The sequence below is a fragment of the Salipiger marinus genome, assembly GCF_035481585.1.
Taxonomy (GTDB): Bacteria; Pseudomonadota; Alphaproteobacteria; order Rhodobacterales; family Rhodobacteraceae; genus Salipiger; species Salipiger marinus.
In genome coordinates this window covers 91,737-106,409 of record NZ_JAYKSL010000010.1, presented here as the reverse complement: position 1 = coordinate 106,409, position 14,673 = coordinate 91,737, and the positions used below count along the sequence as shown (strand labels likewise).

12 protein-coding genes are annotated in these 14,673 nt (G+C 68.1%); 3 read left to right on the top strand and 9 right to left on the bottom strand.

Going from position 1 to position 14,673, the window contains the following annotated elements; all coding sequences use genetic code 11:
• Window positions 1-52 precede the first annotated feature (52 nt).
• A complete protein-coding gene (locus VK682_RS14625) occupies window positions 53-412 on the bottom strand; it encodes a hypothetical protein (RefSeq protein WP_230796486.1) in 360 nt (119 codons plus the stop codon).
• A gap of 123 nt (window positions 413-535) precedes the next feature.
• Between VK682_RS14625 and hutG the strand changes: the two genes are divergently transcribed.
• From hutG to VK682_RS14610, 3 genes are read left to right on the top strand one after another with little or no spacing between them, the layout of a single operon-like run.
• Window positions 536-1,333, top strand: coding sequence for an N-formylglutamate deformylase (gene hutG / locus VK682_RS14620; RefSeq protein WP_230796485.1), 798 nt, complete (start codon window positions 536-538; stop codon window positions 1,331-1,333).
• The gene (locus VK682_RS14615) at window positions 1,330-2,727 is read left to right on the top strand and encodes a formimidoylglutamate deiminase (protein WP_230796484.1); all 1,398 of its coding nucleotides are present in this window, start codon (window positions 1,330-1,332) and stop codon (window positions 2,725-2,727) included. Before hutG ends, VK682_RS14615 begins: the two co-directional genes overlap by 4 nt.
• 3 nt (window positions 2,728-2,730) lie before the next feature.
• Complete coding sequence (locus VK682_RS14610; RefSeq protein ID WP_230796483.1) at window positions 2,731-3,468, top strand: IclR family transcriptional regulator; 738 nt, start codon at window positions 2,731-2,733, stop codon at window positions 3,466-3,468.
• Here the strand turns inward: VK682_RS14610 and VK682_RS14605 are convergent.
• From VK682_RS14605 to chvE, 8 genes are all read right to left on the bottom strand, one after another.
• Window positions 3,465-5,969, bottom strand: a complete 2,505-nt coding sequence (locus VK682_RS14605) for a cation:proton antiporter (RefSeq protein ID WP_230796482.1) — start codon at window positions 5,967-5,969, stop codon at window positions 3,465-3,467. The genes VK682_RS14610 and VK682_RS14605 overlap by 4 nt on opposite strands.
• Window positions 5,970-6,080: 111 nt before the next feature.
• Window positions 6,081-7,130 (bottom strand): aldose epimerase family protein, encoded by a 1,050-nt coding sequence (locus VK682_RS14600; RefSeq protein ID WP_230796481.1) that lies wholly within the window; start codon window positions 7,128-7,130, stop codon window positions 6,081-6,083.
• On the bottom strand, window positions 7,123-8,052 hold the full coding sequence (locus tag VK682_RS14595; RefSeq protein ID WP_089848320.1) for a Gfo/Idh/MocA family protein: 930 nt from the start codon (window positions 8,050-8,052) through the stop codon (window positions 7,123-7,125). Before VK682_RS14595 ends, VK682_RS14600 begins: the two co-directional genes overlap by 8 nt.
• Window positions 8,049-8,924: an SMP-30/gluconolactonase/LRE family protein gene (locus VK682_RS14590; RefSeq protein ID WP_230796479.1), complete on the bottom strand. Its 876-nt coding sequence runs from the start codon at window positions 8,922-8,924 to the stop codon at window positions 8,049-8,051. The genes VK682_RS14595 and VK682_RS14590 overlap by 4 nt, the downstream gene beginning before the upstream one ends.
• Window positions 8,924-10,672 (bottom strand): L-arabinonate dehydratase, encoded by a 1,749-nt coding sequence (araD, locus tag VK682_RS14585; RefSeq protein WP_089848325.1) that lies wholly within the window; start codon window positions 10,670-10,672, stop codon window positions 8,924-8,926. The genes VK682_RS14590 and araD overlap by 1 nt, the downstream gene beginning before the upstream one ends.
• A gap of 63 nt (window positions 10,673-10,735) precedes the next feature.
• The gene (gene mmsB / locus VK682_RS14580) at window positions 10,736-11,968 is read right to left on the bottom strand and encodes a multiple monosaccharide ABC transporter permease (RefSeq protein WP_230796567.1); all 1,233 of its coding nucleotides are present in this window, start codon (window positions 11,966-11,968) and stop codon (window positions 10,736-10,738) included.
• Window positions 11,969-11,987: 19 nt separating this feature from the next.
• Entirely contained in the window at window positions 11,988-13,505 is a 1,518-nt protein-coding gene (gene mmsA / locus VK682_RS14575) for a multiple monosaccharide ABC transporter ATP-binding protein (RefSeq protein ID WP_089848329.1), read from the bottom strand.
• A gap of 76 nt (window positions 13,506-13,581) precedes the next feature.
• Window positions 13,582-14,646: a multiple monosaccharide ABC transporter substrate-binding protein gene (gene chvE, locus VK682_RS14570; protein ID WP_089848331.1), complete on the bottom strand. Its 1,065-nt coding sequence runs from the start codon at window positions 14,644-14,646 to the stop codon at window positions 13,582-13,584.
• Window positions 14,647-14,673: the final 27 nt, after the last annotated feature.

Below are 14,673 nucleotides of genomic sequence, written 5' to 3'. Positions count from 1 at the left end.
CGGGGCTATGACATGAGAATGACGCCCCTTGGGGCGCCGCAAAGGTCAGCGGTCAGGCGAAGGGGGCGGCGCGGGGCGGATGCGCGCGGGGCCGGGTGGCGGGGCGCGGCGCATCCTGCGGGGCCGCACCCTCGGGCCGCGTCAGGACAAGCGCCACCTCCTGCACCTTTGGCGCGGGCAGCAGCGCCAGCGGCCCGGGCTGGGGCCCCTTGGCAGGCGTTTCGGCGGAACGGGCGCGCAGGCCCGCCTCGCCCATGCCCGACAGGCTTTCCCCGGAAAGCAGCGTGGCAATGCGCGCCCCGTCGCGCGCGGCGTCAGGGCGGCTGTCCGACAGCAGCGCCAGCGCAAGCACCGCCAGCAGGGACAGGACTGTCCGCAAGGGCTGGGCAAGGGAGGCAAGGGCGCTGCGCATGTCGGATCATTTCCACGCCGCGCGGGCAAAGTCCATCACGCTCCGCAGGGTTCAAGCTGTCGTGATGCTTGACGGCGGATTTTCGCGGGTGAATACTGTATTTCGGATGCGAAAGGATGCGCGATGACCCCGCTTTATGACCGGATCGCGGGCGATGGCCCGATCCTGCTGAACGTGCCCCATGCCGGCACCGACCTGCCCGAGCCGCTGCGGCAGCGCCTGCGCCCCGACGCGCTGGTGCTGCGCGACACCGACTGGCACATGGACCAGATCGCCCGCGAGGTGCTGCCCGAGGGCGCAAGCCTGCTGGCCGCCCGGCCCTCGCGCTATGTGGTCGATCTGAACCGGCCCCGCGATGATGTGCCTTTGTATGCGGGGGCGACCACCGGGCTGATCTCCACCATCGATTTTGACGGGACACCGCTTTACCGCGACGGCGCCGAGCCGGACGAGGCCGACCGCGCGCAGCGGCTGGCCGAGGTCTGGGATCCCTATCACGCCGCCCTTGCCGCAGAGATCGCGCGCATTCGTGCCGCGCATGGCTACTGCCTGCTGCTGGACGTGCATTCGATCCGCGCCCATGTGCCGCGGCTGTTCGAAGGCCGGCTGCCCGACCTGAACCTTGGCACCAATTCCGGCGCCGCCTGCGCGCCCGCGCTGTCCGATGCCGCCTTTGCCGCGCTGACGCAAAGCGGGCTGTCGGCGGTGCGCGACGGGCGGTTCAAGGGCGGGTTCATCACCCGGCATTACGGCCAGCCGCAGCAGGGCGTGCACGCGCTGCAGATCGAGATCGCGCAGGACTGCTACATGGAGGAAAGCCCGCCATGGACCCTGCGGCCCGACCGGGCCGAGCATCTGCGCGGCGCGCTGCGCGGGCTGCTGGCGGCCATGGCGGGATTCACCCCGGAGGGCGCGGCATGACCCGTCTGGCCGGTGCCCATCTGAAACAGGCGCTGACCCCGCAGGGCTGGCAGCGCAACCTGTCGGCGGAGTTTGCCGCCGACGGCACCATCGCCACGCTGGTGCAGGATGACAACCCGCGCGGCCTGCCGGTCTATGACAACCCGGTGGTGCCCGGCATCACCAACCTGCACAGCCACGCCTTTCAATATGCCATGGCGGGCCTGTCGGAGGTGCGGCGCAACCCGGTGGACAGTTTCTGGTCGTGGCGCGACATCATGTATTTCTTCGCGCTGACCCTGTCGCCCGAGGACATGCGCGCCATCGCGGCGCGGCTTTATCTGGCGCTGCTCAAGGGCGGCTATACCGGGATCGTCGAATTTCACTATGTCCATAACGATCTGGACGGCAGCCCCTATGCCCGCCCCGAAGAGCTGTCGCTGGCGATCTTCGACGCGGGCGAGCAGACCGGGCTGGAGCTGACGCATCTGCCGGTCTTCTACGCCCATTCCAATTTTGGCGGCCTGCCCCCCACCGACGGGCAGCGGCGCTTCATCACCGATGCCGACCGCTATGCCGCGCTGCTGCAGGCGCTGGCGCCGCGTGCGGACCGGGCCGGGCACCGGCTGGGGATCGCGCCGCATTCGCTGCGCGCCGCCACGGCGGAGGACATCGCGCGGCTGATGGATCTGCGACGCAGCCTGCTGCCGGGCTGTCCCGTGCACATCCATGTCGCCGAACAGGTCAAGGAGGTGGAGGATGCGCTGGCCTTCGGGCAGCGCCGCCCGGTGGAGATGCTGTTCGATCACGCCCCCGTCGATGACGCATGGTGCCTGATCCATGCCACCCATCTGTCGGATGCCGAGGTGAGCCGGATCGCCCGGTCGGGCGCCGTGGTGGGGCTGTGCCCGATGACGGAATCCAATCTGGGCGACGGCATCTTCCGCGCGCCCGAGTATCTGGCGCAGGGCGGGCGGTTCGGCATCGGTTCGGATTCCAACATCGCCACCTCTGCCGCGCGGGAACTGGAACAGCTGGAATACAGCCAGCGCCTGCGCGACCGGCAGCGCAACGTGCTGGCCGCCGAGACGCAGCCGCATGTGGCCGCCAATCTCTGGACCCGCGCGGCGGCGGGCGGCGCGCAGGCGGCGGGGCGGCCCATGGGCGCGCTTGCCGTGGGCGGCATGGCAAGCTTTGTGGAACTGACCAGCCCCGAACCCGCCGCCATGGCGGTGGTGGGCCGCGACATGGCGCTGGATTACCACGTCTTTGCCGGGCGCGGGCTGCATGTGGGCGATGTGGTGGTGCGCGGGCGCCGCGTGCTGAGCGCGGGCCAGCACCCGGAGGAAGAAGCGATCCTGCAGGGCTATGCCGAGGCGATGGCCCGCATCGGCACGCGGCTGGACGCGCGCTGAGCCATGGCGCGCGAGGCAGACTATCGCGCCAATGCGCTGGTGCGGGGGCTGGCGATCCTGCAGGGCTTCACCCCGCGCCAGCCGGAACTGACCCTGTCAGAGATCGCGGCGGGACAGGGCATCACCAGCTCCGCCGCCTATCGCGTGGTGGTGACGCTGGAACAGGAAGGTTATCTGGCGCGGCAGGGCAACCGCTACCGGCTGGCGGCGCGGGTCATGGATCTGGGCTATCGCTATCTGGGCTCGCTCGATGTCTGGGATCTGGCGCGCGCCCCCGCCGAGGCGCTGCGCAACGCCACCGGGTTCACCGTGCATGTAGCGGTGCTGCAGGGGACCGAAGCCGTCTATATCCACCGCGCGCTGTCGGAGCGCGCCATGGTGTCGAACGTGCCGGTGGGATCGCGGCTGCCCGCCTGCCAGACCACCATGGGCCGGGTGCTGCTGTGTGATCTGCCCGGGGACGAGCTTGACGCGCGGTTCGCGGGATATGCGTTCGGCCCCACCCCCGACAGCCTTGCGACGCTGAAGGCATGGCTGGCCAAGGACCGCGCCCGGGGCCATGTGGCGCAGGCGTCGGATCTGGCGCCCGGCACCTTTGCCATCGCCGCCCCGGTCCGGTCGCGGCAGGGGCGGCATGTGGCGGCGATCAACCTGTCCGGCCATGTCTCGCAGCTGGGGGCGGAGCCTGCGCTGGTGGCGCAGGTGCGCGCGGCGGCGGACCAGATCTCGGGGCTGCTTTAACCGTCTTCGGGCAGCAGCGCCTGCAGATCCAGCCCGCGCTTCTGCCCGCTGTCGCGCACCGCCTGCCGCAGCTTGGGGCTGCGTTTCAGCAGCCGGACAAACCGCGTCTCGTCCAGTTCCAGCAGGGTCGAGGGCGCGATGGCCCGCACATGCGACTTGCGCGGCCGCGCCATCAGGATGGCCAGCTGCCCGCACATCTCGCCGCGTCCCAGCCGCCATGTCTGGCCTGCGGTTTCCTGTTCCAGCGCGCCGGAGGCGATGAACCACACGCTTTTGGGCGGGCTGTCGCGGCGGATGATGACATCGCCCGGCCCGACATAGCGCGCGCGCAGCACCCGCGACAGGCGGCGCAGCTCGCCCTCGTCCAGATCGGCGAACAGCGGAAACTGCCGCACCAGTTCGGTGCGCTGCACATCCAGATCCAGGGGCGGGCGCCGTTCGGCGCGGGTGCGGCGCGCGGCCAGATCCTGCGTCAGCGCGGTATAAAGCTCGGGCCCGATCAGCCCGTCCTCGCGCATGGTGGCATATTCGCGCTCCTCCAGCCGCAGGGCGGTGCGGCGGATGAAGCGGCGCTCCAGCTCTTCGGCGTAACCGGGATATTGCAGGCGCAGCGCGTCCAGTGCGGTCTCCGCCGCCTCCTGCCGCCGGGCCAGCAGGTCATGCAGCAGATCGGCGACGCGGCGGCCATGGATGCGGCGGATGCGCCCGTCGATGAACCCGTCCAGATCGCGCAGGATCAGCCGCTGCGACAGCAGCAGATCGAAACGGTCCGCCGTCATCCGCGCCAGCGGGCCAGAAAGCCGCAGCCGGTTATGCGCGAACAGCGCCGAGCGCAGCGCGGGGCCATAGGCCAGCGCCCGGCGCGCGGCGCGCTGATAGCCCAGCCTGCCGCCGCTGCGCGCGCCCTCGATCAGCCGGTCGCAGTCGCCAAGCGCGGTCTGCGCCAGCCGCAGCGACAGGGTGCGGTCGCGGATGCGCTGCGTGGTGGCATCGCGTTCCGCCCCCGCCAGCGCGATCAGCCCCAGCGTCACCCGGTCGCGGTCAAGGATTTCGCGGGCATCCTCCGCCGCCTCCACCGCCTTGTCGAGCCGGGCGGCAAACCGTTTCGCCTCGCCGCGCACGATGTCGCGGTCCAGCTCATAGGTTTCGGTGGTGCGCGCCACTTCCTCGCGCACGGTCTGCAGGGCCACGGCGATAACCTGATCGCTCAGCGCCTGATCCAGCGGCGCCAGCCGGTCCAGCCCCAGCCTGCCGATCACCCAGCGCAGCGAAGTGCCCTGCACGATCAGCGTGAACAGCGTGAACCCGGTGGCAAGGATGCCGACCACGCGCTTGATCTCCAAGGGCACGCGGAAACTTTCGGTGACCGCCAGCGCCAGCGCCAGCGTGACCGCACCGCGCAGCCCGCCCCACAGGATCGCGGCGCGGTAGGGCCGTTCCACCTCGGGCGACAGGCGCAGGCGGCAGAGCAGCGGCAGCAGTCCGAACAGCACCACGGCCCGCGCGGCGATGGCGGCGCCCACCACCACGCCGACCAGCAGCAGATCGTTCCAGCGCACGTCATCCAGCAGGCGCGGGATCAGCAGCGCGGCAAGGATGAAGATCAGCGCCCCGGCCCAATGCGCCAGCAGATCCCAGACCTCGTTAAGGTTGGTCCATGCGGCGGGCGGCATCCGCCCCGGCGCCACGAGGTTCAGCGTCAGCCCCGCCGTGACCACCGCGATCACCCCCGAGGCGCCGAAAAGCTGTTCCGACGCGACATAGGCCAGATAGGGCAGCGCCACCGACACGCTGATCTGCGCCCGTTCATATTGCGCCAGCCCCGACATGGCGATGACGCCCGCCTGCGCCATGACCCAGCCGGTCAGCGCCCCCGCCCCCAGCAGATAGGGGAACCGCGCCAGCGCGCTGCCCAGCGTCGGATCCGGCACGCCCATCATGACAAAGCCCATGAACAGCCCGAACAGCGCGATGGCGGCGGCATCGTTGAGCAGGCTTTCGCCTTCGATGATGCGGACCAGACGGCGCGGGGCCGCGATGGAGCGGAAGATGCCCACCACCGCCGAAGGATCGGTGGTCGACACGATGGCCCCGACCAGCAGGCAGGCCATCAGCGGCAGGGTGCTGGTATAGGCCAGCGCATAGCCCACCCCCAGCGTGGCCACCACCACCGCCACCACCGCCAGCACGAGGATCGGCACCCAGTCATCCAGCATCCGCCGCAGGTTCATGCCCAGCGTTGCCTGAAACAGCAGCGTCGGCAGGAAGACATAGAGGAAGACGTTGGACCGGATCGGCAGGTTGATGATGACCTCGGCCACCGGGTTCAGCGCGTCGGTGATCTCGGTCTGCAGGAAGAAGATGGCGCCGCCGCCGATGAGAATGCCCAGAAGCGCCAGAATCGCGCTGTAGGGCAGGCGCAATCGGGCCGCCAGCGGTTCCGCCGCCGCGATGACAAGAAACAGACAGGCAATGACAGCGGTGACAAGAACGACATCCATGCCGATCTGATACTGCGCCTTTGCGCCTCAGAGAACAGGGTTTTGCCGAATATTTCGTGATATGTCAGCGGGCTGGCGAAAGGGCGCGCAAGCGCGCGCGCCCCTGCCCGCTCAGGGGGCGGGAAAGCTCAGATCCAGCCGGGTTTCGGCGCGGTCGCCGGGGCGCAGCACCGGATCGGGCGCCCCCCAGTCGGCGGGCATGTTCACGGCATTGGGCCAGTGCTGCGGTTCCAGACAGATGGCATCGTGACGGCGCGGCGCGTGGCCCGCCTTGCCGGGCACGGATCCGTCCAGATAGTTGCCGGTATAGACCTGCAGCCCGGGCAGGTTGGTGTGCATCACCATGCGCCGCCCGCTGACCGGGTCGACAAGCTCGATCCGGTCGCCGTCAAGACACAGGCAATGGTCATAGCCCGACAGCGCCCCCGACCGCATCGCGGTCAGCGGCATCCGGCCCTCGCGGAAATCGAAGGGCGTGGCCCCGACCGAGGCAACCCCGGTGGGCAGGCTCAGATCATCCACCGGCAGATAGCGCGCGGCGGGCACGGTCAGCCGCATTTCCAGCGCGGAATTGGGCCGCGTCGCCAGCGTGGCGACGCCAGCCAGCGCAAAGAAGCTGTGATTGGTCAGCGACACCGGGCAGGGCGCGTCGCCTTCGGCCTGCAGCGTGATGCTCAGCCGGGGCGTGCCCTGCGGATCCTCGCGCAGCGCGTAATGCGCCGTCACCCGCAATTCGCCGGGAAAGCCCTGATCGCCCTCGGGGCTGACCAGCCCCATCACCACCTCATCCTCGCCCATCCCCAGCAGCGTCCAGTTGCGGCGGTCGAAGCCATCCGGTCCGCCATGCAGGGTGGTGCTGCCTTCGTTGGTCAGAAGCTGGTGGTCGGCCCCGTCCAGCGTGAAGCGCCCGCCCGCGATGCGGTTGGCGACCCGGCCCACCGTCGCGCCGTAAAAGCGGCGATGCGCCAGATAGGGGGCAAAGTCGTCATGGCCCAGCACCACATCCTGCACGTCGCCGTTGCGGTCGGGCAGATCCAGCGACTGCAGCGCCGCGCCATAGGTCATCACCCGCGCCGTCACGGCCCCCGCCCGCAGCGTGATGCGGGTGACCGGGCTGCCATCGGGCATATGGCCAAAAGTCTCGGAGACGGGATCAGTCATGGAAAGGCTCCGTCATCTGGCGTTCCCCCAGCAGGAAGGCATCGGCCACCAGCTGCAGCGGCGCCAGATCGACATCGCGCTGCCCGGCGGCGATCAGCTCGGCGAAGCGGGCGTAAAGCCTGCGGTATTCGCGATCTTCGGCGCTGATCCGCGCCGCGCCATCGACAAAGAGCTTGGCCCCGCCTTCGCGCAGCAGCACCTCCGGCCCGTCGGTTTCCACATGGATGTCCCATGTCTGCGGCCCGGTCTGGCGCCAGTCGAACTCCGCCTCGACCGGCGCGCCGCGGCTGGTCTGCAGGGACAGGCGCGCGGCGATGGGGGCCTGACAGTTTTCCGGCACCTCCAGCAGCGCCGACAGCGGAAAGACCGGATCGGGCAGGATGCGGGTCAGGATCGACAGCGCGTTGATGCCGGGATCAAAGACACCCAGACCCCCCGCCTGCCAGATCCATTGCTGGCCCGGATGCCAGTGCCGCACATCCTCTTTCCAGTCGATGCGCACGCGGCGGATCGTGGCGCCTGCCAGCAGGGCGCGGGCCTCTTCGACCGCCGCCGCCTCGCGCGAATGCCATGTGGCGAACAGGGTGACGCCCTGCGCCTGCGCCAGCCGGTCCAGCGCCATGACCTCGGACACGCTGGCGCCGGGGGGCTTTTCCAGCATCACATGCTTGCCCGCCCGCAGGGCTGCGGCGGCCTGCGCAAAACGCCCCTGCGGCGGGGTGCAAAGCGAGACGGCGCCCAGATCCGGCTCTGCCGCCAGCATCGCGTCGATGTCGGCATAGCCGGGCAGACCGTCAAGGCTGGCATTGCGGCTGGCGATGGCGGCCAGACGGAAGGCGGGCACATCTTCGAGCGAGGGCAGATGCTGGTTGCGGGCGATGGTGCCAAGCCCGACAAGGCCCAGCGGGATGGCATGCGTCATGGTCTGTCTCCGGTGAGCAGAAAGGCGGGTTCGGCGCGGCCCTGTCCGGCCTGCGGCAGCGCAAAGGTGGCCCCCGACAGCGGATGTTCGGCCCGCGCGGCGTCAGTCAGCCCCTGCGTGGCAGAGGTGACGTAAAGCGTGGTCAGATCGGGGCCGCCAAAGGCGGGGCAGGTGCTGTGCGGGGCGGGCAGCGTGACCCGGTCCCCCAGCGCGCCGTCCGGGCTGACCCGGATCACCGCGCCTTCGCCCCAGAGCGCGACCCAGAGCGTGCCATCGGCATCGGTCACCGCCCCGTCGGGCGCGAGGCCAAGGCGCGAGAAATCCACCAGCACCCCCGGCGCCTTGACCGGCCAGCCATGGTCATCCAGCCGGAAGCGGTAAAGCAGCCCGGCGGCGGTGTCGGCGAAATAGGCGCGGCTGCGGTCGGGGGCAAAGCAGATGGCATTGGGGATGGAAAGCCCCGCCGCCAGCCGCCGCAGCTCGCCCTGATGAAAGCGGTAAAGCGCGCCCGCCCCGTGTTCGGCGGATTTGCCCATGGTGCCGATCCAGAACCCGCCCCACGGATCGCAACGCCCGTCATTGGACCGGGTGACGGGATTGTCCGCCTCCAGATCCACCAGCGGCGTCAGCGCGCCGTGGCGCAGATCCAGCACCAAAAGCGCGCTGTCAGAGGCGACCAGCAGGCGGTCGCGATCAATCCATGCGGCGGCGGAACACATCTGCGGCAGCGCAAGATCATGCCGCGCGCCGCTTTCCGGATGGTGCGACAAGAGCCGCCGTCCGGTGATGTCGAACCAGAACAGTTCCTGCCGGAGGGGGTGCCAGAGCGGCCCCTCCCCCAGCGCACAGATCCTCTGGTCGAAGGGCTCCATCAGTGGCTGTCCTTGCCCACGTCATTGCCGCGGCAGCCGCGCAGGAAATCCAGATCCGCCCCGGTATCGGCGCCCGACACATGCGCCTGATGCAGCCACGCATAGCCGCTGGCGGGCAGGTCATGCGACGGCGCCCATGCCGCCAGCCGCTCGGCCAGCTCTGCCTCTGGGATGTCCAGATGCAGGCGGCGGTTCGGCACGTCGACCTCGATCATGTCGCCGGTGCGGACCACGGCCAGCGGCCCCCCGGCGGCAGCCTCGGGCGAGGTGTGCAGGATCACCGTGCCATAGGCGGTGCCGGACATGCGCGCGTCGGAAATGCGCACCATGTCGGTGATGCCCTTGCGCAGCACCTTGGGCGGCAGGCCCATATTGCCGACCTCGGCCATGCCGGGATAGCCCTTTGGCCCGCAGTTCTTCAGCACCATGACGCAGGTCTCGTCGATCTCCAGCGCCTCGTCGTCGATCTTGGCCTTGTAGTCGTCGATATCCTCGAACACCACGGCGCGGCCGCGATGGGTCAGCAGATGCGGCGAGGCCGCGGAGGGTTTCAGCACCGCGCCCTTGGGCGCCAGATTGCCCTTCAGCACGGCGATGCCGCCCTGCGGGGTCAGCGCCCGGTCCAGCGGCAGGATCACGTCTTCGTTGTGGTTGACCACATCCTTGACCTCGTCCCAGATGGTCTGGCCCGACACGGTCAGCGCGTCCTTGTGCAGCTGCCCGCCTTCGCCCAGCCGTTTCAGCACGACGGGCAGGCCCCCGGCGTAGAAGAATTCCTCCATCAGGTATTTGCCCGAAGGCATCAGGTTGACGATGGTCGCCACGTCGCGGCCGCAGCGGTCCCAGTCCTCCAGCGTGATGTCGACGCCGACGCGCCCCGCAAGGGCCAGCAGGTGGATCACCGCATTGGTGGATCCGCCGATGGCGCCATTGGTGCGGATGGCGTTTTCGAACGCTTCCTTGGTCAGGATGTCGGAGGGTTTCAGATCGTCCTTGACCATCTGCACGATGCGCCGCCCCGACAGCTGCGCCATGACGCGGCGGCGGCTGTCCACCGCCGGGATCGCGGCATTGCCCGACAGCGCCATCCCCAGCGCCTCCGCCATGGAGGCCATCGACGAGGCGGTGCCCATGGTGTTGCAGGTGCCCGAAGAGCGCGACATGGACTGTTCCGCGTCAAGGAATTCGTCCTGCGTCATCTCTCCGGCTTTGACCATCTCCGAGAATTTCCACAGATGCGTGCCGGATCCGACCCGCTCGCCCTGGAAATAGCCGTTGAGCATCGGCCCGCCGGTCACCACGATGGAGGGCACGTCGCAGGAGGCGGCGGCCATCATCAGCGACGGCGTGGTCTTGTCGCAGCCGACCAGCAGCACGGCGCCGTCGATGGGCTGGCCGCGCAGCTGTTCCTCGATGCTGAGCGCGGCAAGGTTGCGGAACATCATCGCCGTGGGGCGGAAGGTGTTTTCCGAGGCGCTGAACACCGGCACCTCGACGGGGAAACCGCCCGCCTCCCAGACACCCGCCTTCACCTTTTCGGCCAGTTCGCGCAGATGGCCGTTGCAGGGGGTCAGATCCGACCAGGTGTTCAGGATGCCGATGATCGGGCGCCCGTCGAACAGGTCATGCGGATAGCCCTGATTTTTCAGCCAGCCCCGGTGATAGATCGTGTCGCGCGAGGTGCCGGAATACCAGTGCGTGGACCGCAGCTTGCGCGGCCATGGGGCGGGGGTGAAGGTCTTGGACATGGGTGCTCCGGTAAGGAGGGACCGGGACAGGCGTCCCGGCCCGTGAGATCGGGCAGGCGGGGGTCAGCCCTGCTTCTGCCGGTTGTAGACGTCGAAGATCACGGCGGCGAGCAGCACCAGCCCCTTGATCATCTGCTGGTAATCGATGCCGATGCCCATGATCGACATGCCGTTGTTCATCACGCCCATGATGAAGGCGCCGACCACGGCCCCCACGATCTTGCCGGATCCGCCGGACATGGAGGCCCCGCCGATGAACACCGCCGCGATCACGTCCAGCTCCATGCCGAACCCCGCCTTGGGGGTCGCGGTGTTGAGCCGCGCGGCAAAGACCAGACCGGCCAGCGCCGCCAGCACGCCCATGTTGACGAAGGCAAGGAAGGTCAGCCGTTCGGTCTTGATCCCCGACAGCTTCGCCGCCTTGCGGTTGCCGCCAAGCGCGTAGATGCGGCGCCCGATCACGGTTTTCTGCGTGACGAAGGCGTAGATGATGATGAGCACGCCCATGGTGACCAGCACGTTGGGCAGGCCGCGGAAGGTGGCGATCTTGTAGCTGAGGAACAGCAGCGCCCCCAGCACGATGATGTTGCGCGCCCAGAAGAAATTGATGGGCTCGCCTTCGATGCCATAGGCCTTGTCGCGGGCGCGTTCGCGCAGCCCCAGCCAGACGATGACGGTGGCGACGATCACGCCCAGCCCCATGGCCAGCACGTTGAAATTGCGCACGCCAAACAGCTCTGCCAGACCCGCCGTCGCCTCGCGCGGCAGGAGGTCGGGCACGAAACCGGTGGACAGCAGCTGGAATTCCGCCGGGAACGGCCCCACCGACTGGCCCTGCAGCAGCAGCAGGGAGGCGCCGCGGAACACCAGCATCCCCGCCAGCGTCACGATGAAGGACGGGATCGCCCAATAGGCCACCCAGTAGCCCTGCGCCGCGCCGATCAGCCCGCCCAGCACCAGCGAGGCGAAGATGGTCACCGAAATCGGCATGTCCCATTCCACCACCATGACGGCGGCAAAGGCCCCGATGAAGCCCAGAACCGAGCCCACCGACAGGTCGATATTGCCCGACACGATGACGATGAGCATCCCCAGCGCCATGATGATGATGTAGCTGTTCTGCAGGAACAGGTTGGTGATGTTCACCGGGCGCAGCAGCGTGCCGCCGGTGACCACCTGAAAGAACGCCATGATCGCGATCAGCGCGAACAGCAGCCCGTATTCGCGCATGTGGCGCCGCAGATAGGAGCGCAGGCCCTGCGTCTCTGCCTGTCCCGTGCCCTCTGCCGTGTGCATGGTCATAACCCTGCTCTCCTTATTCCGACACGATGAGCGACATGATCCGCTCCTGGCTGGCCTCGGCGGCGGAAAGCTCGCCCACGAAGGCCCCTTCGTTCATCACGTAAATGCGGTCGCACATGCCCAAGAGTTCGGGCATCTCCGACGAGATCATCACCACCGCCTTGCCCTGTGCGGAAAGGTCGTTGATGATGGAATAGATTTCGTATTTCGCGCCCACGTCGATGCCGCGGGTGGGTTCGTCAAGGATCAGCACCTCGGGGCTGGTGAACAGCCACTTGGCCAGCACCACCTTCTGCTGGTTGCCCCCCGACAGGTTGCCCACCTCCTGCATCACCGAAGGCGTGCGCGTGGCCAGCGCCCGGCGGTAGCGTTCGGCCACCTCGGTCTCCTCGGCCTCGTTCAGCACGCCGCGCGCCGACACGCCGTCCAGATGCGCCAGCGTGGTGTTGAAACGGATGGTCTCGTCAAGGATCAGGCCCAGCGTCTTGCGGTCCTCGGTCACATAGGCAAGCCCCGACTTGATGGCGCGGTCCACCTTGGACACGTCCACCGGCTGGCCATGCAGCCGCACCTCGCCCGAGATGCCGCGCCCCCAGCTTTGCCCGAAGATCGACATGGCGAGTTCAGTGCGCCCCGAGCCCATGAGCCCGGCGATGCCCACCACCTCGCCCGCGCGGACGTTGAAGGAAATGTCGTGGATCACCTGCCGTTCGGCATGTTCGGGGTGCCAGACGTTCCAGTCCGCCACCTCCAGCACCGTTTCCCCCGCATGGCGGGGCCGGTCGGGATACCGCTGGGACATGTCGCGCCCCACCATGTCGCGCACGATCTGGTCTTCTTCCAGACCCTGCGCCGCATCCAGCCGCGACACCGCCATGCCGTCACGGATGACGGTCACGGTATCGGCGACGTAGCGGACCTCGTTCAGCTTGTGGCTGATGATGATGCAGGTGACGCCCTGCGCCTTCAGCTCCAGCATCAGATCCAAGAGCTTGCGGCTGTCGTTTTCCTGCAGGGCCGCTGTCGGCTCGTCGAGGATCAGCAGCTTCACGTCCTTGGACAGCGCCTTGGCGATTTCCACCAGCTGCTGCTTGCCGACGCCGATGCTGTCGACCAGCGTGCCGGGCGCGTCGCGCAGCCCGACCTTGGCCAGAAGCTCCTCGGTGCGGCGGAAGGTTTCCTGCCACTGGATGACCCCGCCGGTCTGGCGTTCGTTGCCCAGAAAGATGTTCTCGGCGATGGACAGCTGCGGGACCAGCGCCAGCTCCTGATGGATGATGACGATGCCGCGATCCTCGCTGTCGCGCAGGGTGCGGAACTGCGCCAGCGCGCCGTCATAATGGATTTCGCCGTCATAGCTGCCTGCGGGATAGACCCCCGAAAGCACCTTCATCAGCGTGGATTTTCCGGCGCCATTCTCGCCGCAGATGGCGTGGATTTCGCCCTTGCGGACCGAGAGATTCACCCGGTCCAGCGCCTTCACCCCGGGAAACTCCTTGGTGATCTCGCGCATTTCCAGAAGCAGCGTCATGGGGTTGCCTGTCCTTGCGCCCCGGACCCGCGCCGGGGATGGGGGACTCCGCCCGCAAGGGGCGGAGCCTTTGGGATCACTTGATCTGGTCTTCGGTGTAATAGCCCGAGCCGATCAGACGCTCTTCCCAGTTCGACGCGTCGACGGGCAGCGGCTCCAGCAGGTAGGAGGGCACGACCTTGACGCCGTTGTCATAGGTGGTGGTGTCGTTGACTTCGGGCTCGGAGCCTTCCATCACCGCGTTGACCATGCCCACGGTGACGCGGGCCAGTTCGCGGGTGTCCTTGAAGATCGTCGAATACTGCTCGCCGGCAAGGATCGACTTCACGGACTGCACTTCGGCATCCTGACCGGTGACGATGGGCATCGCCAGATCGCCGGAGCCATAGCCCACGCCCTTGAGCGAGGAGAGGATCCCGATGGACAGACCGTCATAGGGGGCGAGCACGCCGTGCACGTCCTTGTCGGTGTAGTTGGCGGACAGGATGTTATCCATCCGCGCCTGAGCCACGGCGCCGTCCCAGCGCAGCGTGCCGACCTTGTCCATGCCCATCTGGCCGGACTGCACCACGATGTCGCCCGCGTCGATCAGCGGCTGCAGCACGGACATGGCGCCATCATAGAAGAAATAGGCGTTGTTGTCGTCCGGGCTGCCGCCGAACAGTTCCACGTTCCACGGCTTGCTGTCGGGGAAGCGCGATTCCAGACCTTCGACCAGCGAGGTGGCCTGCAGCACGCCGACCTTGAAGTTGTCGAAGGTGGCGTAATAGTCCACATCGCCGCTGTCGCGGATCAGCCGGTCATAGGCCACGATGCGCACGCCGGAGGCGGCGGCATTGGCCAGCGCGTTCGACAGGGTGGTGCCGTCGATGGCGGCGATCACCAGCACGTCGACGCCCTTGGTCACCATGTTCTCGATCTGCGCGAGCTGGTTGGGGATGTCATCCTCGGCATATTGCAGATCGGTGGCATAGCCCGCTTCTTCAAGCTGCTTGACCATGTTGTTGCCGTCGTCGATCCAGCGCGCCGAGCTTTTGGTCGGCATGGCGATGCCCACGGTGCCCTTGTCCTGCGCGAAGGCCGGAGCGGAGATCGCAGCAAGGCTGACCGCGAGCGCGCCCGCGAGTTTCTTCAGTTTCATCGGTATCCTCCCTAGGGGCCGCCCTCA